Origin of the sequence: Streptomyces sp. NPDC002044, assembly GCF_040296725.1 — a bacterium.
GTDB lineage: Bacteria > Actinomycetota > Actinomycetes > Streptomycetales > Streptomycetaceae > Streptomyces > Streptomyces antarcticus.
This window is the reverse complement of the sequence record NZ_JBEOXU010000089.1, coordinates 1-26,099: the sequence shown is the minus strand read 5'-3', so window position 1 is coordinate 26,099 and position 26,099 is coordinate 1. Positions and strand designations below refer to the sequence as shown.

At 75.4% G+C, this 26,099-nt stretch carries 20 protein-coding genes; 15 read left to right on the top strand and 5 right to left on the bottom strand.

Annotated features, from left to right (window positions below; genetic code table 11):
* A partial coding sequence (cbiE, locus tag ABT106_RS21450; protein ID WP_351279667.1) for a precorrin-6y C5,15-methyltransferase (decarboxylating) subunit CbiE occupies positions 1-687 on the bottom strand: 687 nt, incomplete at its 3' end.
* On the bottom strand, positions 684-1,901 hold the full coding sequence (locus tag ABT106_RS21445) for an MFS transporter (protein ID WP_351279665.1): 1,218 nt from the start codon (positions 1,899-1,901) through the stop codon (positions 684-686). The genes cbiE and ABT106_RS21445, both read right to left, overlap by 4 nt.
* A gap of 385 nt (positions 1,902-2,286) precedes the next feature.
* Here ABT106_RS21445 and ABT106_RS21440 point away from each other — a divergent pair, with 385 nt between their 5' ends.
* Together ABT106_RS21440 and ABT106_RS21435 are read left to right on the top strand one after the other, a co-directional pair.
* Positions 2,287-3,249, top strand: a complete 963-nt coding sequence (locus ABT106_RS21440) for a winged helix-turn-helix domain-containing protein (protein ID WP_351279663.1) — start codon at positions 2,287-2,289, stop codon at positions 3,247-3,249.
* A gap of 51 nt (positions 3,250-3,300) precedes the next feature.
* A complete protein-coding gene (locus ABT106_RS21435; RefSeq protein ID WP_351279661.1) occupies positions 3,301-4,233 on the top strand; it encodes an oxidoreductase in 933 nt (310 codons plus the stop codon).
* Positions 4,234-4,877: 644 nt separating this feature from the next.
* Here the strand turns inward: ABT106_RS21435 and ABT106_RS21430 are convergent.
* Positions 4,878-5,819 (bottom strand): trypsin-like serine peptidase, encoded by a 942-nt coding sequence (locus tag ABT106_RS21430; RefSeq protein WP_351279659.1) that lies wholly within the window; start codon positions 5,817-5,819, stop codon positions 4,878-4,880.
* A gap of 215 nt (positions 5,820-6,034) precedes the next feature.
* Here ABT106_RS21430 and tsaD point away from each other — a divergent pair, with 215 nt between their 5' ends.
* From tsaD to ABT106_RS21400, 6 genes are all read left to right on the top strand, one after another.
* Complete coding sequence (gene tsaD / locus ABT106_RS21425; protein WP_351279656.1) at positions 6,035-7,132, top strand: tRNA (adenosine(37)-N6)-threonylcarbamoyltransferase complex transferase subunit TsaD; 1,098 nt, start codon at positions 6,035-6,037, stop codon at positions 7,130-7,132.
* 170 nt (positions 7,133-7,302) lie between these two features.
* On the top strand, positions 7,303-7,971 hold the full coding sequence (locus ABT106_RS21420; RefSeq protein WP_351279654.1) for an O-methyltransferase: 669 nt from the start codon (positions 7,303-7,305) through the stop codon (positions 7,969-7,971).
* A gap of 82 nt (positions 7,972-8,053) precedes the next feature.
* A complete protein-coding gene (locus tag ABT106_RS21415) occupies positions 8,054-9,403 on the top strand; it encodes a hypothetical protein (protein WP_351279652.1) in 1,350 nt (449 codons plus the stop codon).
* A complete protein-coding gene (locus tag ABT106_RS21410) occupies positions 9,400-11,586 on the top strand; it encodes a VMAP-C domain-containing protein (RefSeq protein WP_351279650.1) in 2,187 nt (728 codons plus the stop codon). The genes ABT106_RS21415 and ABT106_RS21410 overlap by 4 nt, the downstream gene beginning before the upstream one ends.
* A gap of 33 nt (positions 11,587-11,619) precedes the next feature.
* The gene (locus tag ABT106_RS21405) at positions 11,620-12,687 is read left to right on the top strand and encodes an AAA family ATPase (protein WP_351279648.1); all 1,068 of its coding nucleotides are present in this window, start codon (positions 11,620-11,622) and stop codon (positions 12,685-12,687) included.
* Complete coding sequence (locus ABT106_RS21400; RefSeq protein ID WP_351279645.1) at positions 12,684-16,517, top strand: SAV_2336 N-terminal domain-related protein; 3,834 nt, start codon at positions 12,684-12,686, stop codon at positions 16,515-16,517. Before ABT106_RS21405 ends, ABT106_RS21400 begins: the two co-directional genes overlap by 4 nt.
* A 27-nt stretch (positions 16,518-16,544) precedes the next feature.
* Here ABT106_RS21400 and ABT106_RS21395 read toward each other — a convergent pair whose 3' ends face one another.
* The gene (locus tag ABT106_RS21395) at positions 16,545-17,012 is read right to left on the bottom strand and encodes a hypothetical protein (RefSeq protein ID WP_351279642.1); all 468 of its coding nucleotides are present in this window, start codon (positions 17,010-17,012) and stop codon (positions 16,545-16,547) included.
* A gap of 59 nt (positions 17,013-17,071) precedes the next feature.
* A complete protein-coding gene (locus ABT106_RS21390) occupies positions 17,072-17,974 on the bottom strand; it encodes an ion transporter (RefSeq protein ID WP_351279640.1) in 903 nt (300 codons plus the stop codon).
* 315 nt (positions 17,975-18,289) lie between these two features.
* Between ABT106_RS21390 and ABT106_RS21385 the strand changes: the two genes are divergently transcribed.
* From ABT106_RS21385 to ABT106_RS21355, 7 genes are all read left to right on the top strand, one after another.
* Positions 18,290-18,889 (top strand): acyltransferase, encoded by a 600-nt coding sequence (locus ABT106_RS21385; protein WP_267843285.1) that lies wholly within the window; start codon positions 18,290-18,292, stop codon positions 18,887-18,889.
* Between the two features lie 432 nt (positions 18,890-19,321).
* Positions 19,322-20,491, top strand: coding sequence for a hypothetical protein (locus ABT106_RS21380; RefSeq protein WP_351279637.1), 1,170 nt, complete (start codon positions 19,322-19,324; stop codon positions 20,489-20,491).
* Positions 20,488-21,258: a WecB/TagA/CpsF family glycosyltransferase gene (locus tag ABT106_RS21375; protein ID WP_351279635.1), complete on the top strand. Its 771-nt coding sequence runs from the start codon at positions 20,488-20,490 to the stop codon at positions 21,256-21,258. Before ABT106_RS21380 ends, ABT106_RS21375 begins: the two co-directional genes overlap by 4 nt.
* Entirely contained in the window at positions 21,258-22,514 is a 1,257-nt protein-coding gene (locus ABT106_RS21370; protein WP_351279633.1) for a nucleotide sugar dehydrogenase, read from the top strand. The genes ABT106_RS21375 and ABT106_RS21370 overlap by 1 nt, the downstream gene beginning before the upstream one ends.
* 4 nt (positions 22,515-22,518) lie before the next feature.
* Positions 22,519-23,658: a non-hydrolyzing UDP-N-acetylglucosamine 2-epimerase gene (wecB, locus tag ABT106_RS21365; RefSeq protein ID WP_351279631.1), complete on the top strand. Its 1,140-nt coding sequence runs from the start codon at positions 22,519-22,521 to the stop codon at positions 23,656-23,658.
* A gap of 82 nt (positions 23,659-23,740) precedes the next feature.
* Positions 23,741-24,508 carry a YveK family protein gene (locus ABT106_RS21360; protein WP_351279628.1) on the top strand — a complete coding sequence of 256 codons (768 nt, stop codon included), beginning with the start codon at positions 23,741-23,743 and terminating at the stop codon, positions 24,506-24,508.
* The coding region (locus ABT106_RS21355) for an oligosaccharide flippase family protein (RefSeq protein ID WP_351279625.1) at positions 24,505-26,099 on the top strand (1,595 nt) is incomplete at its 3' end. The genes ABT106_RS21360 and ABT106_RS21355, both read left to right, overlap by 4 nt.

Here is a 26,099-nt window from a genome sequence, read left to right as displayed (position 1 = left end):
GGGGGTCGCGCCGAGCCGCGGGCCCGCGTGCGCGGCGTCCCGGCGGCAGTCGACGGCCACCACGTTCAGGGGCTCGCGCGCCGGGTGCTCCCAGCCGTCCGCGACGCCCTCGTACGCGTCCTCCCGCTCGGAGCCGAGCTGTTCCAGCACCCGCATCCGGCTCGGGCCGAAGCCCCGCTCCCGCAGCAGCGCCGCGATCTCGCCGGGGGAGCCGGCGCCCGCGCTCAGCACCAGCACCCGCCGCCCCTCGTAGAGCGCGGACGCGAGGCGGGCCACCGGGCGGCCGACGACCGTGACGACCTCGGTGTCCTCCACCGGCCAGCCCAGCCGGGCACAGGCGTACGACACCGAGGAAGGGTGCGGATGGATCCGCAGGGCTTCGGGGCCCAGCTCCTGGGCGAGGGCGCGGCCGATGCCGTAGAACATCGGGTCGCCGCTGGCGAGCACCGCGACGCGGCGCCCGGCGTGCTCCGCCATCAGCTTCGGCACGGCCGGCCGCAGCGGGCTCGGCCACGCCACCCGCTCGCCGGGGCATGCCTCGGCGGGCAGCAGGTCCAGCTGGCGGGGCCCGCCGATCAGGACGTCGGCGGAGCCGAGCGCGGACCGGGCCACGGCGGTGAGCCCGGCCCAGCCGTCGGCGCCGAGTCCGACGACCGTCACGGGCGAGGGGGGTGGTACGGAGCTCACTGCGCGGTACCTCGGGGAACGGGAGAAGGGGCGTGCGAGGGGCGAACCCGCAGCCTACTGGGGTGCAGGCTCCGCTCCAGAGCCAGGGTGACCAGGACCGAGGCGGTGGCGAGGGCGGTGATGGCGACCGCGGGCGAGGTGAACTCGGCGACGGCCCCGGCGAGCGCGGCGCACAGCCCCTGCAGGGTCAGCATCCCGGCGGAGTGCAGCCCGAGCGCCTGCCCCTGGGTGCCTTCGGGGAGCAGGGCGACGAGCCGCTCCTGCATGATCAGCCCCGCCGAGTAGCCGACGGAGGCCACGGTCACCGCGACCGCCGCGAGGACGGGGCCGGGCTCCAGCGCGAAGACCAGGTACGGCACCGCGAGCAGCAGCCGCAGCGGGGCCGCCAGCCGGGCCCGCAGCCGGTCGGGCAGCCAGCGCCCGACGAGGCTGTCCCCGACGAGCATCCCGGTGGCGGCGCACCCGAAGAGCAGCCCGGCGCGGGCGGGGTCGTACGGGACGAACAGTGCCTCGCAGCCCACGATCAGGCCGTTGGGGATCCACAGGGCCAGGTAGAGGGCACGCCGGGACGGGTCGCGGAGTAGGGTGGCGTTGGTCCGCCAGGTCAGGCCCGGCGAGGGCCTGCCGACCGCGCGCGGCGGGCGCCGGCGTAGCCCGAGCCGCACGGTGAGCGCGGCGGCGAGCCCCAGCCCGGCGGCCGTCAGCAGCGCCCCGCGCGGGGAGAGCGCGGCGAGGAGGAGGCCGCCGGCGGCGAAGCCGGCGATCTGCGTCGCGCCGCCGCATACGGAGAGCAGCGAGCGGCCGAGCAGGTAGTCGGCGGGCGGCAGGATCTCGGTGAGCAGCCCGTACCGGACCCCGCCGGCCAGGGAGTCGGCGAGCCCCTGGCCGAGCAGCACCGCGAACACGGCCCACAGCGGCAGGCCGGGCGCGGCCAGCAGGGCGGTGCCGAGCGCCGCGAGGGCGGCGAGTCCGGCGAGCGCGGCGCGCGGGGGCAGCCGGTCGGCGGCGGAGAGCAGCAGGGTCGCGCCGAGCACCTGGGCGAGGGAGGGGCCGAACATGCCGAGCGCGGCCAGTAGCGGGCTGTTGGTGCGGTCGTAGACGAGGACCCCGAGGGCGAGGCCGCCGATGGTCGAGGCGCCGGTCCGCAGGGCGGCGGCGGCGAAGAACGGAGTGAACTCGGGGACGCGGGCGAGCGCGCGGTAGGTCCGGGGCATGCGGGGAGTCTCGGGGCGGTCCCGGCGGTCGCCTAGAGTTTCGCGCGGAGGCGAAACGTGGTGCCCTGCGGCCCGCGCCCGTCATGATCCCCCCGGCAGGCCCGGCAGGCCCGGCAGGCCCGGCAGGCCCGGCAGGCCCGGCAGGCCCGGCAGGCCCGGCAGGCCCGGCTGGGCAGGACCGGGGCGGGTGCGGGCGGTTCGGGACCCGCGGGTGCGGGACCGGCGCCGGTCCCGCACCGTTCACGGGCGGGTACGCGGGCCGGCCGGTGCCGGTGTCCCGGCGGGGCGGCGGGCCGGAGTCCCGAGGGGCGCCGGAGCCGGGGGTGAGCGGGCGGGCCGGCGGCCGGGGTGGTGTCGGAGGTGGCGCAGGGGAGGAGCGGGGCGTATGGGGTGGTGGCGGATCGACACCGACGCGCTGGCCGGGAGCCGGTTCGTGGTGTCCGCGCTCGCCGAGACCACGGCCGCGCTGATGGCCCTGGAGCGCCGGACCGCAGCGCATCCGGGCGACCGGGCCTGGCTCGCCGACCGGCTGCCGCACTACCGGGCCCGCCTGGCGGCCGATCCGCTCGACGCCGCACTCGTACGGGCGGCCCTCGGCCGGGTGTGGAACGCGGGCTTCCTGACCCCGCCGCCCGACGGCCGCCCCTTCGGGGAGGAGCTGGCGGTGGTGCGCGCGACCCCGGACGCCGTGGTCCGTACCGATCTGCGTGCCGCGTCCGGACTGCCCGATTCCCTCGCCCGGGTCCGGGGTCTCGGGCCGCGCGCCGCCGAGGTGCTGGAGTGGGTGTGGACCGAGGCCGTGCTCCCGGACTGGGAGCGCCGGCGCCGGGTCGCCGAGGCCGACGTGCTGCTGCGCACGCGGGAGTTGAGCCTGGGCGGGTGGTCGGCGGCGCTGTCCGGGATGCGGCCGGGAATGGCCTGGCTCGGCGGGGGCCGGCTGCGGATCAACCTCCAGCAGCGGCCGCCGCGCGATCTGGCGGGCAGTGCCGGGCTGGTGTTCGTGCCGGTGACGCCGGGGCACGGGTGGGTGTCGTGGGCCGGCCCCGGACGGCACGCCCTGGTGTATCCGTGCGCGGGACAGCTGGCCCAGCCGGCCGCCGGCGCCCCGCAGGCGCTGGTCCGGTTGCTGGGGCCCGTACGGGCGCGGGTACTGGTGCTGCTGGAGAGCCCGAAGTCCACGACGCAGCTGGTGGCGCTGACCGGGCTCAGCCTGGGGGCGGTGGCCGGGCAGCTGAAGGTGCTGCTCGGGGCCGGGCTGATCCTGCGCCGACGCACCGGCCGCACCGTGCTGTACAGCCGGGTGGCCGCCGGGGACGTGCTGGTGTCGGCGGCGACCGGCCCCGAGTAGGGTGGCCCAGGTTTACCGGAGGTAACACACCCGTGTCGCGAGGGAGTAGCCATGCCCGGCTGGAACGCCACGCACATCCCGGACCAGAGCGGCCGCACCGCGGTCGTGACCGGCGCCAACAGCGGGATCGGCTACGCCGCCTCCCGTGAGCTCGCCCGGCGCGGGGCCGTCGTGGTGCTGGCCTGCCGGAGCGCCGCCCGGGGCCGCGCGGCCGTGATCCGGCTGCGCAACGAAGTTCCGTCCGCAGAGGTGGAGTTCGCCGAACTGGACCTCGCCGACCTGTCCTCGGTGCGGCAGTTCGCGAAGTGGTACGGGCAACGCCACGGCACCCTGGACCTGTTGGTCAACAACGCGGGTGTGATGGCGCTGCCCTACGGGCGGACCGCCGACGGCTTCGAGACGCAGTTCGGCGTCAACCACCTCGGGCACTTCGCCCTGACCGGCCTGCTCCTGCCGAGGATGCGCACCGCCGCCCCCGGCGCCCGGATCGTGAACGTCTCCAGCGGCTTCCACGCGCTCGGCGACATCGACCTCGCCGACCTCGGCAGCGAGCACGGCTACCGCCGCTGGGTGGCGTACGGCCGCTCCAAGACCGCAAACCTCCTCTTCACCCACGAGCTGTCCCGGCGCTTCACCGACGCCGGCGAGACGATCGTCGCGGCCTCCGCCCACCCCGGATACGCCTCCACCAACCTCCACGCCGGGGCGGCGAAGGAGGAGGGTCCCACCCTCAACTCCCGTGTGGCGGCCATCGGCAACGCCGTCGTCGCCCAGCCCGCGGCCTCGGGCGCCCTCCCCACCCTGTACGCCGCCACCGCCCCCGGTGTCCGCCCGGACGACTTCATCGGCCCCCGCTTCGGCTGGCGGGGTGCGCCGGCGCGTTCCTGGCGGGCCAAGTGGACCCTGGACGACAAAACGGGTGAACGGCTCTGGGCCGCCTCCGAGAAGCTCACCGGCGTCTCGTACGCGTCCCTGCCGCGCTGACGCCCCGGGGGTCGCCCGCGGTCCCCGCCACGGCCGGCGGGGGCGGGCGGGTCGCTCGTGTACCGGGCGGGCGCCCCGACGTGAGTCCGTCCGCCCCCGGAGCGCCTCAAGGCGCCCCGGACGGGACCTGACCGGCGCGGCGCGGTCCCCGGAGACTCGGCGGCATGGACGACGACGTTTCGGACAACCACCCAGACGCCCACCGCCACGCCGTGGCCCGCGCGCGCGGCTCGGCTCCGTCCGGTCCGGGGCGCAGCGGGCACCGGATCAGGCCGGGGAGCGGGCGCGCGGCCTCGGCGAGGCCGATCCCGTAGGTGCCGAAGGGCCCGCTCGGCGTGACCTCGGCGGGCCGGGGACTGCACCGCGCCGGGGACTGCACCGCCTCGGCGCCGGTCTCCTCGGCGCGGCCACCGTCCGGCGGTTGCCGCGGCGACCCCGACCCGCCGGGCCCTGCCGCCCCGCCCCGGCGGGCAGGCGGCCAGGGCGGCCGCCTCGACCGGGTCGGCCGGGGGCGGCCCACCCGGGCAACGCGCCCCCCACCAGAACCCACGCGCCGACGGCCATCGCGCCCCACACGCGCCCACCCCGGGTGGCACATTGTCCGCCCGGAACGGGGCCGTGGCCAGGGCGCGCGGGGCGAACTCCTAGGCCCTGACGGAACGTTCGTACAAGGTGCGGGCGTCGTCGCCGAAGCGGATGCTGTACGAGGTCTCGTCGTCGCCGCCCCCGTCCCGTCCGCCGATCACCCCGATCAGGGTGTGGCCGTCGGTGAGGACGGGGCCGCCGCTCGTGCCGTTGGGGACACCGGCGCAGTCCAGGCGCTGCTGCGTCGGACCGGCCGCGACGGCGGTGGTCCGGCAGTCGACCGGCGCCTCGGAGTCGTTCGGGTATCCCACGAGCCGGGTGGGCGCGGGCAGTTCGGTTCCGAACCCGATCGTCTCGGCGCCCGTGATGTCCTCCAGGCGCTGCTCCGGATAGCCGGGCCGGCGCAGGTGGACGAAGGCGAGGTCGTGGTCGGGGTCCTGGTCCTCGGCCCAGCGCGGATCCACGTCGATCCGGGTGGGTACCCAGACCCCGTAGGGTGCCGCGCCGTCCCGGTAGCCCGGTGCGAAGGCCAGGTTCGTCCGGAAGCCGCCGCCGTACACGCAGTGGGCGGCGGTGGCGATCAGGTCGCCGCCGGGGGAGTGGACCACGACCGCCGAGCAGTGGTGGTCGGGGTCGGCGTCGTCCCCGGGGGAGAACAGTGCCCCGATCGAGGGCGAGGCGGGTACGGGCCGTGCTTCCAGGGGGTCGGAGGGCTGCCAGCCGCCGGACCGCCACCGCTCCGGTGCGGCGCCGGCGGAGGTCTTGGCGTCCGGCGCGGGTTCCGGGCTGCCCTGGGTGACCGACTCCAGGACGGCGAAGGCCGTCCGGTCGGCGCGCTCCGGATCCTGCTGGTAGGAGCCCTCCGCCGGGTCGCCGTCGGCGCGGTGGGCCGCGATGCCGCGCAGCTCCCACACGTACCAGCCGCCGGCGAGGAGCAGCGCGACGAGGACGGCGGCGAGCGCGGTGGCGCGCAGGCCCCGCCCGCGAACCTCGTTCGACATGTGTGGCACTCCCGCCCGTTCGCCCGTCCGGTTCTTTCCGCACCGTTCGATGGGGGGACCACCGCGCCGGTTCCGGGGGATCGGCGTGTCCGTCGTCACAGCCGCCCGGCGCGTCGCCGTCCGCCGTCCGTCCTTGCGCCCTGCCGTGCCGTGTCGGTCCAGCGACCCCCTACGCTTATTGCGAGCTGTTCGCAATAAGGGGTGAAGGTGCTGTGGTGGGATCTCCGGTGGTGCTCGGCATCGAGTCGTCCTGTGACGAGACCGGGGCGGGCATCGTCCGCGACGGGAAACTCCTCGCGCACGTCGTCGCCTCCAGCATGGACGAGCACGCCCGCTTCGGCGGGGTCGTGCCGGAGATCGCCGCCCGCGCGCACCTGCACGCCTTCAACCCGGTCGTCCGCCAGGCCCTCGACCAGGCCGGACTGAAGGCATCCCAGCTCGACGCCGTCGCCGTCACCACCGGCCCCGGCCTGTCCGGCGCGCTCCAGGTCGGCCTGGCCGGCGCCAAGACCCTCGCCTACTCCCTCGGCCTGCCGCTCTACGGCGTCCACCACCTGGCCGGCCACGTCGCCGCCGACACCCTGGAACACGGGCCGCTGCCCGAGCCCTGCATGGTGCTGATCGTCTCCGGCGGCCACACCTCGCTGCTGCTCGTCCGCGACCTCGCGCGCGATCCGATCCTGCACCTCGGGGACACCCTGGACGACGCCGCCGGGGAGTGCTTCGACAAGGTCGCCCGGGTCCTCGGGCTGCCCTACCCCGGCGGCCCGGCCATCGACCGTGCCGCCCGCGGCGGCGACCCCAAGGCCGTCTCCTTCCCCCGCCCGCTGACCGGCGGGCCGCGCGGGGACGACCCGTACGCGTACTCCTTCTCCTTCTCGGGACTCAAGACGGCCGCCGCCCGCTGGGCGGAGGGATACCGGCTGCGCGGCGAGGAGCCGCCGGTCGCCGACGGCGCGGCCTCGCTCCAGGAGGCGGTGGCCGACGTGCTCACCCGCAAGGCGGTCGCGGCCTGCACGGCCCACGGGGTCGGGACCCTGGTGGTGGTCGGCGGCGTCGCCGCCAACTCCCGGGTCCGGGACCTCGCCGAGCGCCGGTGCGCCTCGGCCGGCATCGAACTGCGGGTGCCGCCGATGACCCTGTGCACCGACAACGGGGCGATGATCGCCGCCATCGGCGACCTCCTCGTGCGGGCGGGCGCCGAACCCGGACCGCTGGAGATGACCATCGACCCCTCCGCCCCCCTGGAGTACGCCTCGCTCACCCCGGTCACGAGCCCGCCCGGCAGACCGGCCCGCCCGACGGGCAGCTGAGCGGCGCACGGTCCGTTTCCGGTCACCGCCGACTTCGTTGGCCAGCCGGGTGTGATCCCCTGGCCCCGGCGACGGCCGCGGCGACGGCCACAGCCACCGTGGCCGGGACCGTGGCCGGGACCGTGGCCGCGGTTCCCTCCCGCCCCGCCCGTCGACGCAAGGAGGCCCGTATGAGCAGGACCGAAGACGGAGTCAAGACCGTGCCGCTCACCAGGGAGGTCTACGACTACCTGGTCGCCCAGGCCGAACCGCCGACGCCCGTCCAGCGGGAGCTGGTGGAGCGCACCCGCGCCCTCGGCGGCCCGGCGCGGATGCAGGTCTCCCACGAACAGGCGGTGCTCCTGACGCTGCTGGCCCGGCTCACCGGGGCCCGGCGGATCGTGGAGGTCGGCACGTTCACCGGCTACTCGACGCTCGCGCTCGCCGAGGGCCTGTCGCCCGGTGGCACCGTCATCGCCTGCGACGTCTCCGAGGAGTGGACGGCCATCGCCCGCGAGGCGTGGAAGGCCGCCGGGGTCGACGACCGCATCGACCTGCGCATCGCCCCCGCCCGGGAGACCCTCGCCGCGCTCCCCGCCGAACCCGTCGTCGACCTCGTCTTCCTGGACGCCGACAAGCCCGGCTACCAGGACTACTGGGAGCAGCTCGTCCCGCGCGTGCGCCCCGGCGGGCTGCTCCTCGCCGACAATGTCCTGTACGGCGGGGAGGCCGCCCGCGCCGACGCCGAGGGCAACGCCCTGGCCATCCGGGAGTTCAACGCCCGCGTGCGCGCCGACGACCGGGTGGAGTCCGTACTGCTGCCGATCGCCGACGGCCTGACCCTGGCCCGCAAGCGCTGAACCCGCCGTTCCCGGTCCCCCGTTCCCCGCGCGGCGCTAAGGTGCCGGGCGGGGGACGATCGTACGAGGGGGGCGGACGGCGATGCGTTTTCTCTTTGTCCACGGCACGGGCGTGCGGCGCGAACGGCACGACACGCTGTTCACGCTGGTACGGGAACGGCTGGCGGCCCGCTTCCCCGGTGCGGCCGTCGACTCCTGCTACTGGGGCGACCGGTTCGGCGCCTCCCTCGGTGCCGGAGGCCGCTCCGTACCCGGACTGCGCCCGCGCCCCGGAACCGGCCCGGACACCCCGGCCGTCCCCGAAGCCCCGTACCCGGATGCTCAGGGCGCCGGTGCTCAGGGCGCCGGCTTCCCGTCCCCCGGCCTCCCGGCCGACCCGGTGGACGCCGAGACCGCCGAGTGGGCGCTGCTCGTCGCCGACCCGCTGTGCGAGCTGCGCGTCCTCGCCGAGACGGGCTGGGAGACCGGTCTCGGCTGGGACACCGAGCCGGGCGACGGCGACGACGGCTTCGCGATGCCCGGCGTTCAGGCCGCCGGTGCCCGGGTGCTCGCCCTGCTGGACGGGTTACCGGCCCGCCCGGGCGACGGGGACGAGCTCGGGCCCCTGCTCCGCGACACCGGACTCGCCGACGGCTACCCCGCCGCCCTGGAGAGCACCGCCCGCTCCGCCGAGGCCCGCCGGGCCGGGGAACGGGCCGCCGAGGAACCCCAGGCCCGCGAACTGGCCACCAACCTCGCCCGCGCCGTCACCGCCGCGGCCCTCGCCGCCGCCGGAGCCGAGGCGTACTGCACCGGCGCCGAACGCGACCGCGTGGTCGAGCTGCTCACCAACCGCCTCGGCGGCGACGCCCGGGTGCCCGGCGCCCGCGCCGCCGCCGTCCTCGGCCGGCTCGCGCAGCGGGTCACCACACAGCCGCTGCTCAACGCCTGGCGCGGCTCCCTCACCGTCGGCGCCACCCCGGCGCTCGGCGACGTCCTGCGCTACCAGGCCCGCGGCCGCGGCCTGCGCGCGTTCCTGCACGCCGAGATCGCCGCCGTGCCCGGACCGGCCGTCCTCATCGGGCACAGCCTGGGCGGGATCGCCCTCGTCGACCTCCTCGCCCTCGCCGCCTCCCGCGGCGAACCCGTACCCGGCGCCGAACTGCTCGTCACCGTCGGCTCGCAGGCCCCGTTCCTGCACGAGCTGGGCGCCCTGACCGCGCTCGCCCCCGGCGCGAAGCTCCCGTACGGCTTCCCCCGCTGGCTCAACGTCTACGACCGTCAGGACGTCCTCTCCTACCTGGCCGGACCCGTCTTCCCCGGCGACACCCGCGTCACCGACCACGAGATCACCAGCCGGCAGCCCTTTCCCGCCTGCCACAGCGCCTACTGGAAGCAGGACTCCCTCTACGAGCGCATCGAACAGGCGGTGGCCGAGGCGGAGATCGGGTGAGCCGGTCCGCACCCGTGCCGCCCGCCCGGTTCCCCCCGGCCCTCGGCCCGCAGCGCACCTTCGCGCTCGTCGCGGGCGTCGAGCGCTACGAGATCAGCCACCGGTGGAACCTGCGCGGCCCGGCCCGCGACGCCCTGCGGTTCGCCCGCTGGCTCACCGGCCCCGGTCAGGTGCCGCCCGGCAACGTCCGGCTGCTGCTGTCCCCGCTCGACGACCCGGACGACCTCGACTGGTCGGACTCCCCGGCCATGGCCGCGCTGAAGGCCGCCCACCGCCCGGCGACCGAAGGCAACGCGAAGTCGGCGCTTCTGGACGAACTGCCGCAGTGCGACGGCGACTTGCTGTGGATCTTCTGGGCCGGGCACGGCTACCTCGGACCGCGTCACGAGCTGATCCTGCCCTGCGCCGACGCCCGCCCCGGCCAGATCCGTCACCTCAACCTCGACTCGGCACTGCGCTGGTGGCACACCGACATGGTCAAGCACCGGCGTTTCGCGCTCCAGGCCGCGCTCGTCGACTCCTGCCGGGTCGACGCGCCCCGCGACACCCGGTGGAACTTCGGCACCACCGACTACGGCGGCGGCACCTCCGTCCCCGGCCGCAGGCAGTTCCGGCTGTACGCCTCCCGCGCGGGCGAAGCCGCCCAGAACGACGCCGAGCGCGGCACCGGCCGTTTCACCGAGGCCCTCCTCGGCGAGCTGGGGCAGAGCACCGTCCAGGAGGGCGTGACCGGACTGGCCGGCGCCGCCCGCTCGATCCACCGCACCTTCCAGGACCTGCGCGAGCGCGGCGAGGGCTGGCAGCTGCCGCAGTTCATCGTCGACCGGGACTGGGAGGCGTGCTCCTTCCTCGACTTCCCCGACTTCTCCGGGTTCGCCGACTTCTCCGGCTCCTCCGGCCTCCCCGGTTCCTCCGGCCTCGGGGAGACCGCAGGAACCGCCGCGCCCGCTGTGCCCGCCGCGCTCCGGGCGCCCCGCCTCGACCAGCAGGCATGGGACGGGCTCGGTGAACTCTTCGAGGGCCGCGACCTGCCGCGCAGCGCCCACGACGCGTACGCCTGGGCGTTCAAGGCGGCCGGCTGCGCGCCCCCCGTGCCCGCCGGGCTGCCGGGGGAGGGCCTGTTGGAGGTGGTCCAGGACCTCGACGAACGCCAGGGCGGCCGCACCGGGATGCCCCTGGCCGTGCCCTTCGTACGCTTCCTCGCCGACCGGGCCGGCGCCGGCGACCCGGTGTGGGCGGCCCGGCTGCGGGAGTGGGTGCGCGCCACCCGGGAGAGGCTCGCCCTCCCCGCGCTCGCCCCGCCGCCGCCCCCGCCGCGCAGATCGGCCTTGCACGTCCGGCTGGAGGCCCCGCCGGACGGTGGGGACGGATACCTGGCCCGGATGTGGCTGCGGGGCGAACGGACCGAGCACATCTGGGAGTCGGAGGACGCCCCGGTCGGGCTGGACGCCGTACGGGAGGAACTCGTACGCCTTCTCGCCCTGATCGGCGGGGCGCGCGCGGACGGGGCGCTCGCCGACGGTCCGCCCGGAGGCGGCGGCGAAGCGGTGGCGCCGCCCGGCGCACTGGACCGGATCGAGTTCCACGTCCCGTACGAACTGCTGGACGCCGACTTCGACCAGTGGCCGGTCCCGCGCGGCCCGGCCGGCCGCCGCCGCGCGCTCGGCGTGCTCTACCAGGTGGTGGTGCGCTGCCCGCAGGAGCGCACCGGCATCCGCGCCGAATGGCTCGCCAAGTGGCGCTGGCTGTACGGCCGCGGCGGCCGCCACCCCGACGCCGTACGCGTGGTGGAGGACACCGACGTCACCGACGCGCTCGGGATGGACCTCGGGGCGGGTCCGGCGCCCGCCTGCGTCCTCGCGCACACCGCCGCCGCCCCGGACGCCGGGCTGCTCGAAGCCGTCCTGGAGGGCGGCGTCCCGGTCGCCGTGTGGCGGCGGGGCGGCGGCCTCCCCGCGCCCCCGCTGCTGGACCTGCTCGCACCGGCCGGTCCGGACGGCCGCCCGGACCCCGGCGCACTCGACGTCCTCGCGCTGCCCGCACGGGTGCGGGAGGTGCGCCGGGCAGCCGCCGGCGCGGCCGCGGGCTCCCCGCACGCTCCCCAACCCGGCGCGGGGGGAGACCGGTTGGTGCTCTTGTGGGACGATCCCGACGACATGCCGGGCCTCCGTTCCCTGGCCTGAACCCCCGACGACCGACCGACGGCGGTACCGACGATGGAGGCAGAGGCAGTGGCGAAGGACTGGTGGCTGTACCACGGGACCGGAGCGGGCGCCGACCGGCGCACCCGCCTGGAGGCCGGATCCCCGCCGCCCTGGCGGGACTTCACCGGGATCCCCGACCCGGGGTACGCACCCCCCGGCTGCGGGGGACCGGCCTGGGAGCGGACCCGCCGGCGCGGGGAGGGGTACGTCCCCGGAGAACCGGAGAAGGACGTCGTCAACACGGCCCTGCACCTGCGCAGGCCGCTGCTGATCACCGGGAAGCCCGGAGTGGGCAAGTCCACCCTCGCCTACAGCATCGCCTCGGACCTCGATCTGGGACCCGTACTCCACTGGCCGATCACCAGCCGCACCGTGCTGCGCGACGGGCTGTACCTGTACGACGCCATCGGACGCCTTCAGGAAGCCGGGCTGGAACAGCTCCGCACCCCCGGAGCGGCGGCAGCGGTCGCGGGGACCCCCGCCGCCGCCCCCTCGATCTCCCGCTACCTGCGCCTCGGGCCGCTCGGCACCGCCCTGCTGCCGCAGGACCGCCCACGGGTCCTGCTCGTCGACGAGATCGACAAGAGCGACATCGACCTGCCCGGAGACCTCCTCACCGTCTTCGAGGACGGCGGCTTCACCATCCCCGAACTCGCCCGCCTCGCCCAGGAGGACCCCACCGTCGCGATCGGCACCGACGACGACCCCGACACCGCCGTACGGATCACCCAGGGCCGCGTCCAGTGCCGGTACTTCCCCGTCGTCGTCCTCACCAGCAACGGCGAACGCGACTTCCCACCCGCCTTCCTGCGCCGCTGCGTCCGGCTGCACCTGGAGCCGCCGGGACCCGACAAGCTCGCCCGCATCGTGCGCCGCCGGCTCGGCGTCGACATCGAGGCGAACGAGGAGTACCGGGAACTCGTCCACAGTTTCATCGAACGCGCCGAGGACGGAGACCTCGCCACCGACCAGCTCCTGAACGCCATCCAGCTCCGGCTGGCCGGAGCCTGGCCGGAGGCCGGCGACCGCGACCGCTTCCTCGCCACCGTGATGCAGCACCTGACGGGGCCCCCGGCGTGATCGAGAGGCTGCTCGCCGCCTTCGCCGACGGCGCCGGGGACAACGGCCCGAACCCCGGAGCCGGGGCCGAGGAGATCGCCGACATCGTGTGGCTCGCGGCCCGGATCGACGGCGCGGGCCCGCCGCCCGCCGCTCCCGCCGACGGCACGCGGCGCCAACAACCCCCGCTCGGACCCATGCCGTTGCCCGGGGCCGGCCCGGAGTCCGGCGGGCCCGCGCCCGGCGGGCCGGCCGTCCGGCTGTACCCCGCCGCCGCCCGTGCCCCCCGGGGGAAACCGGCCGGCTCCGGCGGCGGGCGGCGCGGATCGCCGCTGCGGCTGCCCCGCACCGCCTCCCTCGACGATCCGCTCGCCCTGATGCGGTCCCTGCGCCCCGTCGGGCGGCGCTCCATCGGCGGGCCCGGCGAGGAACTCGACGAACAGCTCACCGTCGAGCGCAGCATCGAGCGCATGGTGCCCAGCCCGGTACTCCGGCCCGCGGAGAGCCGCTGGCTGGACCTGGCGCTGATCGTCGACACCCACCACTCGATGCTGCTCTGGGCCGATCTCGTGGACGAGCTCCGCCGGGTGCTCACCCGCAGCGGCGTCTTCCGCGACGTACGCACCTGGCACCTGACGGGCACCGGTTCCGGCGCCACCCCGATGGTCTCCCGCGTCCGGGGCGGCCCGCCCCGCAACCCCCTGGAACTCTCCGACCCGGCGGGCCGCCGGCTGATCCTCGTCCTCTCCGACACCGTCGCGGCCGGCTGGCGGCAGGCCCCGCTGCAGGGCGTGCTGCGGCACTGGAGCGCCCACAACGCCGTGGCCGTGCTGAACGTTCTGCCCGAACGGCTCTGGACGCGCGGCGCCGTCCGGCCCGTGCCCTTCGCCGTCCGCGCCGACCGGCCCGCCGCCGCCACCCGCTCCTGGCAGCGGGTGCCCGCCGTCCGCCGCGCCCGCGCCGGGCGGCGCGGCGGGGGCGCGGCCGTGGTCCCGGTGGTTCCCGTGGTCCCGGTGGTCGGTCTGGCGCCGGGGAGCCTGGGACGGCTCGTGCGGGTCGTCTCCGGGGACGGGCGCTGGCGGCGCATGGCCTGCCTGCGCCTGGACGCGCCGCCGGCAACCACCGGGGCGGATCCGCCGCCCGGCGACCCGCCCACCGGTCTGGAGGCGGTGGAGAACTTCCGGGCGAGCGCCTCCCCGACCGCGCAGCGCCTCGCCGCCCACCTGGCCGCCGTACCGCTGACCCTGCCCGTGATGACCCTGGTACGGCGCTCCCTGCTGCGCGACGCGGAGCACGGGCACCTGGCGGAGGTCGCCCTCGGGGGGCTGTTCGCCCCCTGGGGTGACGAACAGGACGCCGCCGAGGTGGAGTTCGCGTTCCTGCCCGGCGTACGGGAGGCCCTGCTCGGCTCACAGCTGCGCGGGGACGTGGCCGCCGTACGGGAGTTGGTGCGCCGCCGGGTCTGGGAGTTCATGTCCCGCAACCGGGGGACCGGCCCGGACTTCTCCGCCACCCGGGTCACCACGGGGCGCGAGGGCCGCCGCGGGGTGGCGGAGGGGGCGCTGCCCTTCGCGGCGCAACCACCGCAACCGGAGCGACCACCGCAGCCACAGCAGCCACCGCGGCCAGAGCAACCACCGCGGCCGACGCCGCCGGGGGCCGGAACGCGGGAGCGGCCGCCCGGACCGGCACCGGAAGCCGGGCTCGGCGAGCTGCTCGTACGGGTCCGGTTCGAGCCCCTGCGGGGCGAGGCACAGGAGGTCGGCACCCTGCTGACGCCCCGGCTGGTTCTGACGGTCGGCGACACCGGGCTCGGGCCGGGCGCCGTCGGCTGGGTCCGCGCCGGCGACCGGGAGGCGCTGTGCCACGCGGTGTGGTGCGACGAGGGATCACCCCGGGTCTTCCTGCTGCTCGCCGCCCGGGACCTGGCCGACGCCGGGACCTGGCCGGGACCGCCGTCCTGGGAGGCGGCGCCGGACCGGCCCGCGGGGGACGGCGGGACCGCGGGCCGGGTCCGCGTCGACGGATCCACGGACCAGGGGGACCCGGTCGCGCTGACCGGCGAGGCGGCGTTGCCGGACGGCGCCCGGAACGGGGAGCTCGTACGGCTCTCCGCCGAGCCGGAGAGCTGGACGCACTACCGCGGGGGCCCGGTCTCGCGCGCCGGGCGGCTGCTCGGCGTGGTCCACGGGGTCTGGCCGGACCGCATGGTCTACCTGTCCGGTCACGCGCTGCTGGAGCACCCCGGATTCCGCGCCGCCCTCGACGCGCACCCCCGGGAGCCCGCGCCCGCCGGGGAACCGGGAACCGCGCTGCACCTGGCGGTGGGCGTCGACGTCGAGGGGGACACGGCGGGCCGCGCGCCGGGCCCGCCGGTCGCCGCGGCGCTGCGGGACCTCCTGCGCCGCACCGGGACCGGCGGACAGGTGATCGAGACCTCCGCCACGGACCTGCTCGTCGTCGTGGACGCCCCGGGCGCGCTGGGCAAGGCGGGCCGGGTGCTGGGGGAACTGGCGTCGGTGGTGCGCGAGGTCGACGAGGCCCACCGTTCCTGGCGGACGCTGCTCGCCGTGGCCGTGAGCGGCGGCGAGGCCGGCTTCGAGGAAGCGGGGTTCAGCGGGACGGCGGTGGCGGCGGCCGCCCGGCGGATGCGCGGCTCCCGGCCACCGGGGTACGGACCCTTCCTGGCCCTGTCCCCGCCCCTCCACGAGGAGCTGGACCGGCTGCTCGGCCCCACCGTGCCGCGCCGGCTCCCCGGACCGGGCGACGGGCCGGAGGGCTGGCTGTGGACGGGCGACCCCGCCGAGCTGGGGCAGGCGATGACCGAGGCCGACGAGATCCGCGGCAGCGGCGGCGCGGACTGGCCCGCGTGCGGATTCCGCGCCCCGGACGGCGACCGGCAGCGGGGCGACCGGCAGCGGGGTGACCGGCCGGGGGACGACCTCCCGTACGGCGGCCGGCGCGCCTGCGCCGGCATCCGGCTGCCCGGCGGCCCGGACTGCCTGGCCCACGCCGCCGTGCCCGTACGCGACGCCTACCTCCGCGGGCTGCGGCCCGGGATGGCCGTGGACCTGCGGGGCACGACCTTCGAAGGCGGCCTGCTGCGGCGGGTGCTGGACGCGCTGCGGGACCCGGGGACGGGACGCCTCGCGCCGGGACCGTGCTCCTTCGACCACGCGCGCTTCGAGGACCACTGGAGCACGGAGGGGGCCCGGTTCGGGAGCCGCGCCTCCTTCGCGCGCGCCGTGTTCGCGGGGCGCGCGCGGTTCGGGGGCGCCGTCTTCGACGGTCCGGCCGTCTTCGACGGCGCCGTGTTCCGCGCCGGCGCCGACTTCACCCGGAGCCGGTTCGCGCGGAGCGCGGCGTTCCGCCGTACGGTCTTCGGCGGCCCGGCCGGGTTCACGGACGCCGCGCTCCTGGACGAGGTCTCCTTCGCGCGGGCGGTGCTGGAGGACTCGGCGGACCTCAACGGCCTGCGGGTGACCGGCCGGGCCGACTTCTTCCGCACGGTCTTCCGCGGCCCGGCCGGGCTCGACGGGGCCGTCTTCACCGGACCGGCCGTGTTCTCGTACGCGGTGTGGGAGCGCGGACTGGCCTCCACCGGGGCGGTGTTCGGACAGCCGGCGGCCTTCGACCACGCGGTGTTCCGCGGCCGGGTCCGCCTCGACGGCGTACGGTTCCCGCCGGACACGGACGAGGCCGGCGACATCACCGCCCTCCCGGGCACCTGGACGGCGGCCCGCCACCCGGACGCCACCTGGGACCTCCACCTGACGGAGCCGGAGCCGGAGCCGCAGGCGGAGACGGACGCGGAGGCGCAGTCCGGGACACGGGCCCCGGAGCGGCAGTGAGCGCGGGGACGGCGGGGGAGCCGTGCGTCAGCGGGGCCAGGTGTAGCAGGACGAGCCCGAACGGGTGCAGTCGGCGTACCCGTTGCCCGTGTGGGTGTCGTCGTAGACGTCGATCACCACCTCCGTGATGCCGCCGGCGATCGCGCTGCCGTCGAGCGGGAGGTCGCCGTACGGGATCCACCGGCCCGTCGCCCCGGCGCACTGCTGCGTGGAGGCGATGGAGTCGACCAGTCTGTTCCCCTGCCAGGCCACGATGTTGAACCTGCCGCACTCGCGGGCGGCGACGTAGAGCCGGACCGACGTCAGCGTGACCGACCGGTTGTGCCAGGTGATCCCACCGGTCGTCTCGGCCCCGACGGCGCCCGCCCCATTGCCGTGGACGGACGCGGCGACGAAGCTGCGCGGGGCCGCTTCGGCCGCCGGGATCGTCCCCAAGAGACAGGCCGCGACCGCGCCCGCCGTGATGCCCGCCCGCAGTACCCGTCGTCCCGGCATGGTCTCTTCCTCGCCTCGCGGTACAGCCCGTCGTCGCCGAAGGGACGTTCCGCCCCAACCTACGGGCCCGAGCGCGAGGGTTCCAGGGGGCGGGGCGACATGTGGGGGTCCGCGGCGGCGAGGTCGGCCTCCAGGGCGTCCAGGGCGCGGCGGGCCGTCGCGATGCGCTCGCGGACTCCGGGGTCGGCCGCGAGCGGGCCGTCGGCCGGGGCGGCGCGGTCCGCCTCCGCCTCCATCTCGCGTGCCTCGTCCAGGGAGTTGAGGACCACGCCGATCAGGACGTTCACCAGGACGAAGGAGGCGAGCAGGGCGTAGGAGGCGTAGTAGATGATGCTGAACCGGGAGATCTGCAGGCCCGCGCGGACCGCGTCGGTGAGGCCGTCGAGCGTGGTGAGCAGGAACAGCGTGAGGGCGGCGCGGCCGACGGAGCCGAAGTGCCCGGGGTCCGCGCCGGCGAAGCAGACCCAGCCGACCATCGCGTACAGGTACAGCACCAGCGCCCCGATGAACAGGAAGCTGGCGGTGCCGGGCAGGCTGCGGCCGACGGCGACCAGCAGGATGCGCAGGTGGGGCAGGAAGCGCGCGGAGCGCAGGACGCGGGCGAGGCGCAGCAGCCGCAGCAGGGTGCTGTTCTCGCGGACGAGCGGGACGAAGGCGCAGCCCACGACGACCAGGTCGAAGAGGTTCCAGGGGTCGCGGAAGAATGCTTTCGGCCGGTCCGCGTGCGCGCCCAGGCGCAGCAGCATCTCCAGGGTGAACACGGTCAGGCAGGCGTCCTCGGCCGAGCGCAGCAGCTGACGGTACTCCCCGGCGAGCCCGCTGTAGGTCTCCGCGCCCATCAGGGCCGCGTTCAGCAGGATCACGCAGAAGACGACCAGTCCGAAGGCCGGTGCCTCCGTGGCCACGCGGCACCGGGCCGCCAGCTTCATCCGGCCGCGTCCGGCCGGCTTCGGGTCTGCCATCTCGCTCCTCGTACTCGTCGTCGCCGCTGGTCGGCGCCCTGCGGGCCGCGCGGTCCGACGGTCTAACGCGCCACACCCGATCGGGTTTCAATCCGGAGCGCGCTCCGGCGCGCCGTCGCACGCGCCCGCGCGCCCGCAGCGGTGGGTGGCGTACTCGCCAAGTCCGCCGCGTGAACAGTCGGTTGAACCGCCGGGTGAGCCGGTCCGGTGGCACCTATGCTCCGTCCGTATGCATGTGTGGTCGTACGCCTGTGTGGCGGTACGTCCGCACGCCCGTGCGCCCGAACTCCTCGCGAACCGTTAGGGGACCGCCCTGTGAGCGTCCGCATCCAGCCCTCCTCCCAGGTCGACGAGACGGCCGAGCTGGGCGAGGGCACCACCGTCTGGGATCTGGCCCAGATACGGGAGGAGGCCCGGCTCGGACGCGGGTGCATCGTGGGACGCGGGGCGTACGTCGGGCCGGGCGTGCGGATCGGCGACCACGTGAAGCTCCAGAACTACGCGCTCGTGTACGAGCCCGCCGTGCTCGGCGACGGGGTCTTCATCGGCCCGGCGGCGGTCCTCACCAATGACTTCTACCCGCGCGCGGTCGAGCCCGACGGCCGCCTCAAGCGCGGCGACGACTGGGAGTCCGCCGGGGTCGTTGTCGCCGAAGGGGCCTCGCTCGGCGCCCGCTCGGTGTGTGTGGCCGGGGTGCGCGTCGGGCGCTGGGCGCTGGTCGCGGCCGGCGCGGTGGTGTCCCGCGACGTACCGGACTTCGCACTCGTCGCGGGGGTGCCGGCGCGGCGGATCGGCTGGGTGGGGAGGGCCGGCGTCCGCCTCGTGGAACAGGCGGACGAGCCGGGCGTATGGGTCTGTCCGCGCACCGGCGCGCTGCACGACGAGAAGGGCGGCGAGCTCGCCGAACGGGCCTGAAGGAACGTCGGCGATTTAGGGCATCGGCATTTCCTCAAAACCACAATCAACGAACATCCTTGGGCATACCTTGTCCCTGTACACGGGATCTGAGCAGGCAACAGCCGCTGCTCGGTGGGGGGTTGTACACGACGAGGGCATCGCGAACAGCGGGCGGGCCGGCGCGGATCTCCGCGCCCGCCGACACCGCAGCTCGCGCCTGCCCCAGTCCGCGGGCATCGCTGGGGGGATACCAGACGGCAGCCGTCGGACGGCTCGTGCCATCGGTGGGACACCACCGCCGGCACGGGCGCCGTCACGCGCAATCCCCTCCGCGGAACGACGACCGCCAGGTCCGTCCGAGGAGCGATCAGAGGGGGTAGGTGTGTTGGAGCGCAACGGCTCGGACATACGGGGAGCGCGCAGTACACGGGGGACCGGGGTGGGGAACCGGTGACCACCGCACGATTAGAAGCACTGGCCCACGAGGACCCGCCGCTGCACGCGCTCGCCGAGCGGCTGCTCGCGCTGGCCGAGGCGGGGCTGCCGGAGATGTACCTGCCCGGAGCCGAGACCTTCGTGTTCACCCGGGCGGCCGCCGTCGCGCCCGACGGCACCCGCCGCCTGGAGCGGCGCGGGACCAGCACCCGGTACGCGGCCATCACCGCGCTGGGCGCCCGGTTCCTGCCCGAGGAACGCCAGCGCGTCCTGTTCGGCGGGCGTACCGCCGAGGAGTTCGCGGGACTGCTGGTGGAGCGGCTCCCGGGGGTGGAGAACCTCGGAGACGCGGCGCTCATCGCCTGGGCGGCCGCCGAAACCGGCCACGCCAAACTCTCCGACGCCCTCGCCCGGGTCGCCGCCCTCGACGTTCCCGGACAGCCGCGGTACACGGTCGAGGCGGCCTGGGTGCTCTCCGCCCTCGCCGCCGCCCGCGACGCGGTGGACGTGGAGGACCGCCTTCCGGCCGCCCGGGACCGCCTGCTGGCGGCCCGGACCGCCGGCAGCCCGCTGTTCCCGCACGCCACCGGGCCGGGGCTGGTCCGCGGGTACCGCGCCCACGTGGCCTGCTTCGCCGACCAGACCTATCCGCTCCAGGCGCTCGCCCGGCTGCACGCGAGCGGCGACGACCTGGAGGCCCTCGGGGCCGCCGACGCCTGCGCCACCCGGATCTGCGACCTCCAGGGGGACGGCGGCCAGTGGTGGTGGCACTATGACGCCCGCACCGGCGGCGTGATCGAGGGCTACCCCGTCTACAGCGTGCACCAGCACGCGATGGCCCCGACCGCTCTGTTCGACCTGGCCGAGGCCGGCGGCACCGACTTCGGCGCCGCGATCCGCCGCGGGCTGCGGTGGATGACCGACGTACCCGAGACGGCCGGGCCCGGCAGCACCCCGCGGGAGCCGATGATCCGCGACCACCTCGGCGTCACCTGGCGCAAGGTCTACCGCGGCGACCCGCTGAAGGCCGTACGGGCCGCCCGCGGCCTCACCACCCGCGTCGCCCCGCGGGCGCGCCTCGCCCCGCTCGACCGGATCTTCCGGCCCGACGCGGTGGACCGGGAGTGCCGCCCGTACGAGTTCGGCTGGCTCCTCTTCGCCTGGCTCGGAGGACCACAGAGATGAACTCACGACACTCCCTCTTCGGGGTGACGCTCGACGCCCTGACCATGGACCAGACCGTGCGGCGCTGCCTGGACGCGGTGCGGCGCGGCGAACAGATCGAGATCGGCATGGTCAACGCCGCCAAACTCGTCAACATGCGCCGCGACCCGCGCCTCGCCGCGGCGGTCGGCGGCTGCGACCTCGTCCTGGCCGACGGCCAGGCGGTGGTCTGGGCCGGCCGCGTCCTCGGCGTCCGGCTGCCCGAACGGGTCGCGGGCATCGACCTGTTCATGCGCCTGCTCGCCGCCGCCGAGACGGCGGACATCCCCGTCTACCTGCTCGGCGCCCGGCAGGACGTCCTGGAGATGATGCTCCGGCAGATCTCCGACCGCTTCCCGAAACTGCGGGTGGCGGGCAGCCGCAACGGCTACTTCGAGGACTCCGACCAGGAGGCCGTCGCCGACGCGATCGCCGGCAGCGGCGCCCACCTGCTCTTCCTCGGCATGACCTCACCGAAGAAGGAGATCTTCACCGCCGCCCACGGCAAGCGCACCGGCGCCCACGTGGTGCACGGCGTCGGCGGCTCCTTCGACATCCTCGCCGGCATCACCAAGCGGGCCCCCCTGGTCTGGCAGCGGATGGGGCTCGAATGGTTCTACCGCACCCTCCAGGAACCGCGCCGCCTCGGCAAGCGCTACCTCACCACCAACGCTGCCTTCCTCCTCATGACGGTCCGGGAACTCATCCACCGCACACCGTCTGCCCCTTCCGCGAACAGGAGTCACTGATGCGCGTCGTCGTCGTGGGACAGGGATACGTCGGACTGCCGCTGGCCATCCGGGCCGCCGAAGTCGGACACCAGGTGATCGGCTACGACGTGGACGCGCGGCGGGTCAAGAGCCTCGCCGCCGGCGAGTCGTACGTGGAGGACGTCTCCTCCGAACGGCTGAGCCGCGCACTGGAGCGCGGCAGCTACCGGGCGAGCGAACTCGCCCGGGACTGCGGCGGCTTCGACGTCGCCGTCGTCACCGTCCCCACCCCGTTACAAGAGGGCGCACCCGACCTGCGCTACATCGAGGAATCGGCCCGCACCCTGGCCCGCTTCCTGCGCCCCGGCGCCACCGTCGTGCTGGAGTCCACCACCTACCCGGGAACCACGGAGGAGCTGTTCGCGCCGATTCTGGAGGACGGGTCCGGGCTCACCGCCGGAGTCGACTTCCACCTCGGCTACAGCCCCGAGCGCATCGACCCCGGCAACACCGTGTGGGGCTTCCAGCAGACGCCGAAGGTCGTCTCCGGCGTCGACGCCGCCTCACTGAAGGCCGTGGAGACCTTCTACGCCGACCTCGTCGACACCACCGTGCCGGTGCGCTCGCCCAAGGAGGCCGAGCTGGCCAAACTGCTGGAGAACACCTTCCGGCACGTGAACATCGCGCTGGTCAACGAGATCGCGATGTTCGCCCGGCACCTCGACATCGACGTGTGGCAGGCCATCGAAGCGGCCTCCAGCAAGCCCTTCGGCTTCATGAAGTTCACCCCCGGCCCGGGGGTCGGCGGCCACTGCCTGCCCATCGACCCCTCGTACCTGTCCTGGCGGGTGCAGCGCGAACTCGGCCAGAGCTTCCGCTTCGTCGAACTCGCCAACGACATCAACAGCCACATGCCCGAGTACGTGACGCGCCGTGTCATCGACGCCCTCAACACCAAGCGCCGCTCGGTCAACGGCTCCCGGATCCTGCTCCTCGGGCTGGCCTACAAGAAGAACACCGGTGACGCGCGGGAATCACCGGCCGTCCGCATCTCCCAACTGCTCCTCGACATGGGCGCCAAGGTCCGCGCGGCCGACCCGCACGTCGTGGAGAGCATCAAGGTCGACGCGCGCCTCGTCCGGGTCGAGCCGACCCGCAAGGAACTCGCCGCCGCCGACGTCGTGGTCCTGCTCACCGACCACGACTCCTTCGACTACCAGATGGTCACCGAGCACGCCTCGTTCGTCCTCGACTGCCGCAACCGGGTCTCCGGACCGACCGTGGAGGTGCTCTGAAACCGTGACGAGGATCGTCTGCGTCGCCGGAGCGCGACCCAACTACATGAAGATCAAACCGGTGATGGACGCACTGGAGCGCCGCGGCGCCGACGTGGTCCTCGTCCACACCGGCCAGCACTACGACGAGTCCATGAACGACGTCTTCTTCCGCGACCTCGGCATCCGCACCCCCGACCGGTACCTGGGCGCCGGGTCCGGAAGCCACGCCCAGCAGACCGGGCGGGTCATGACCGCCTTCGAGCCGCTGCTCGACGAGCTGGCACCGGACGCGGTCGTGGTCGTCGGCGACATCAACTCCACCCTCGCCTGTGCCCTGGTGACCGCGAAGGCCGGCCCGCTGCTCGCCCACGTCGAGGCCGGACTGCGCAGCCGCGACTGGAGCATGCCGGAGGAGGTCAACCGGGTCGCCACCGACCGGGTCAGCGACTACCTGCTGGCCCCCTCGCCCGACGCGGCCGCGAACCTGCGGGCGGAGGGCTACCGCGAGGACCAGATCCACGTCGTGGGCAACGTCATGATCGACACCCTGCTGGCCAATCTGGACCGGGCCAGGGAGTCGGACGTACTCGACCGGTACGGGCTGACCCGGGGCGGATACGGCCTGGTCACCCTGCACCGGCCCGCCAACGTGGACGATCCGGAGGCACTGCGCGGCCTGCTCAAGGCCCTCGGCGAGATCGCCGGCCGCTGCCCCCTCCTGCTGCCCGTGCACCCGCGGGCCGCCGAACGGCTGGCCGAACTGGGCGTGCCCGGCGGCATCCGGCTCGTTCCGCCCGCCGGATACCTCGACTTCATCGCCCTGCAGGACTCGGCCCGCGTGGTGCTCACCGATTCCGGGGGCATCCAGGAGGAGACCACCGCCCTGGGCGTGCCCTGCGTGACGCTGCGGGAGAACACCGAGCGCCCCGTCACCGTCACGGAGGGGACCAACGTGCTCGCGGGCACGGACCCGGAGCGCATCACCGCCACCGTGCACCGGGTGCTCGACGATCCGCCCGCACCCCGCTGCCCCGAGCTCTGGGACGGCCGCGCGAGCGACCGCATCGCGCGGGTCCTGCTGGACGGGCCGCCCGCGCACACCCGGCTCCGGCCCACCGACCTCGCCCCGCCCGCCGCGGGCCCCGGGGAGCACCGACCGTAACCACGGCGACAGCCGTGTCACCACCGCGATGAAAGAGCGGCCGCGCGCAGGAGACTGCGACGCGGCCGCGAGGGGGAAGACCATGGATCTCGCGGAGATCTGGCGGGTCATGCGCAGGCGCTGGTACGTCCTGCTGCCCGGACTGCTGCTCTCGGCGGCGCTGACCGCCGGCGTGTACCTGCTCGTCCCGGTGGAGTACGTGTCACAGAGCACGGTGACCCTGCTCAACTCGAAGAAGGCCACGGTGGCCTTCGACGGCAACCCCTTCCTCAGCACCCAGGCGTCGCTCACCGGCATGGCCGACGGCCTGGCCCGCAACCTGAACTCCGACGACGCCGCCGCCGACCTCAAGGCGCTCGGCGTCACCGGACTGCACGAGGCGAAGATCGCCGACAACGCGCAGGGGCCGTTCCTGTGGCTGAGCGTCACCGGAACCGATCCGGCCGCCGTCCTCACGTCGGACGAGCTGTTCACCGCCTATGCCGAGAAGCGGCTGCAGGAGTTCCAGACCCAGCAGTCGGTGGCCCCCGAGGCCATGATCCGGATGACCACGATCGTGCCGCCGCAGAAGGCGGAGCCGCAGACCAAGACCCGGCTGCAGTACCTGATCATGGCGGGGGCGCTGGGCTTCGTCCTGAGCCTGGTGGCCACCTTCTTCGTCGAGGCCCGGCGGCGCGGAACGACCGGGCCGGGCCGGCACCGGCCCACCGCGCCCGAGGGGGCCGTACCCGCGGGAGCCGCGCCCGCAGGGGCCGTACCCGTACCCGTACCCGTACCGGCCAAGGCGGGGCGGCCCGTACCGTCCGGTGCGGCCGCGTCCGCGGGGGCCGATGCCGCCGGGTCGCCGTGACCGGGCCGGGCACCGGCAAGGACGCCGCCACCGGCGCCGACACCGGTACGGGGACCACCGCCCCGGCGGCGCCCTCGCTCGGACGGACGGTCGGCACGGCCGCACGCTGGAGCCTGGTCAACACCGTCGTCATGCGCCTCGGCAACTTCGCCACCGGCATCATCCTCGCCCGGTTCTTCCTCGGGCCCGAGGCGTGGGGCGTCTACGGCATCGCCCAGACCGTCCTGCTGGTCCTGCTCTCCGCCAACGAGCTCGGCGTGTCCCTCGCCATCGTGCGCTGGGAGGGCGATCCGCGCCGCTTCGCCCCCACCGTCCTCACCCTCAGCGCCGTCTCCAGCTGCCTGCTGTACGCGGCCCTGTTCGCCTCCGCGCCCGCCGTGGCCCGGGTCCTCGGCTCGCCGGAGGCCGCCGGCGTACTGCGCGTGATGTGTGTGTGCGTCGTCCTCGACGGGCTCTCCCAGGTCCCCGCGGGCTTCCTCACCCGGGAGTTCGCCCAGGGCCGGCGGATGGCCATCGACGGGCTCAACTTCGTCCTCAGCACCGCGGTGACCCTGCTGCTCGCGGTGCAGGGCTGGGGCGCCATGAGCTTCGCCTGGGGTTCGGTGGCCGGGAACGTGGCCGCGCTCGCCGGCTGCTGCCTGGCCGCCCCGGGCACCCTGAAGTTCGGCTGGGACCGGCAACAGGCCCGGGCGCTGCTCCGGTTCGGGCTCCCGCTGGCCGGGGCCAGCATGCTCGCCCTCGGCGTCGTCAACGTGGACACCATGGTGGTGGGCTCCACCCTGGACCAACTGGCCCTGGGCTTCTACGTCCTCGCGTTCAACATCTCCGGCTGGCCCGTGCGAATCATCTCCGAGGCGGCCCGCCGGGTCTCCTTCGCGGGATTCTCCCGGCTCGCCGATACACCCGGGGCGCTGGCCGCCGGATTCGGCCGGGCCCTCGGGGTGGTGGTGACGGGCACCGTCCCGCTCTGCGTCCTGCTCGCCGCGCTCGCCGCGCCGATCGTCGAACTCGTCTACGGCGCCCGCTGGCTGCCCGCAGCCGCGGCGCTGCCCTGGCTGATGGCGCTCGGCCTGGTCCGCATCGTCTGCGAACTCGCCTACGACTGCCTGGTGGCCATCGGGCGCCGCCGCTCCCTCATCGCCGTCCAGGGGCTGTGGCTCGTGCTCCTGATCCCCGCGCTGGTGGCCGGCGCCGGCGCCGCCGGGATCGTGGGCGTGGCCCAGGGCCACGTCGTGGTCGCCGGCGCCGTCGTGGTGCCCGTGTTCCTGGTCGCGCTGCACCGCGCGGGCATCGGCCTGGGCACCGTCGTGCGGGCCTGCGCCTGGCCCTTCCTCGGCGGCGCGGTGATGGCAGTGGTGGTCCTGGGCCTGGAGCGCCTCCTCGGCGACGGGGTCCTCGCGCTCCTCGCGACCGGGGCCGCCGGAACCCTCTGCTACGCCCTGTGCGTGCTGCCCAGCCGCGCCTTCCTGCGCGGCCGGGTCCCGGCGCCGGGACCCCCGGAGGCCGCGGCCGCGCCCCGCCCCGGGGGCGGGCCGGGGTCCGGGGGGGGGCGGGGGGCGGGGCGGGGCCGGCGGCGGGGGCGAGCGGCGGC

Bases quoted from the DNA above. Each gene is read 5' to 3' on its own strand.
- ABT106_RS21395 (WP_351279642.1), bottom strand. From the start codon at position 17,012: ATGCCGGGACGACGGGTACTGCGGGCGGGCATCACGGCGGGCGCGGTC.
- ABT106_RS21415 (WP_351279652.1), top strand. From the start codon at position 8,054: ATGCGTTTTCTCTTTGTCCACGGCACGGGCGTGCGGCGCGAACGGCAC.
- ABT106_RS21440 (WP_351279663.1), top strand. From the start codon at position 2,287: ATGGGGTGGTGGCGGATCGACACCGACGCGCTGGCCGGGAGCCGGTTC.
- ABT106_RS21390 (WP_351279640.1), bottom strand. From the start codon at position 17,974: ATGGCAGACCCGAAGCCGGCCGGACGCGGCCGGATGAAGCTGGCGGCC.
- ABT106_RS21430 (WP_351279659.1), bottom strand. From the start codon at position 5,819: ATGTCGAACGAGGTTCGCGGGCGGGGCCTGCGCGCCACCGCGCTCGCC.
- ABT106_RS21445 (WP_351279665.1), bottom strand. From the start codon at position 1,901: ATGCCCCGGACCTACCGCGCGCTCGCCCGCGTCCCCGAGTTCACTCCG.
- ABT106_RS21370 (WP_351279633.1), top strand. From the start codon at position 21,258: ATGCGCGTCGTCGTCGTGGGACAGGGATACGTCGGACTGCCGCTGGCC.
- ABT106_RS21405 (WP_351279648.1), top strand. From the start codon at position 11,620: ATGGAGGCAGAGGCAGTGGCGAAGGACTGGTGGCTGTACCACGGGACC.
- ABT106_RS21375 (WP_351279635.1), top strand. From the start codon at position 20,488: ATGAACTCACGACACTCCCTCTTCGGGGTGACGCTCGACGCCCTGACC.
- ABT106_RS21435 (WP_351279661.1), top strand. From the start codon at position 3,301: ATGCCCGGCTGGAACGCCACGCACATCCCGGACCAGAGCGGCCGCACC.
- ABT106_RS21420 (WP_351279654.1), top strand. From the start codon at position 7,303: ATGAGCAGGACCGAAGACGGAGTCAAGACCGTGCCGCTCACCAGGGAG.
- ABT106_RS21360 (WP_351279628.1), top strand. From the start codon at position 23,741: ATGGATCTCGCGGAGATCTGGCGGGTCATGCGCAGGCGCTGGTACGTC.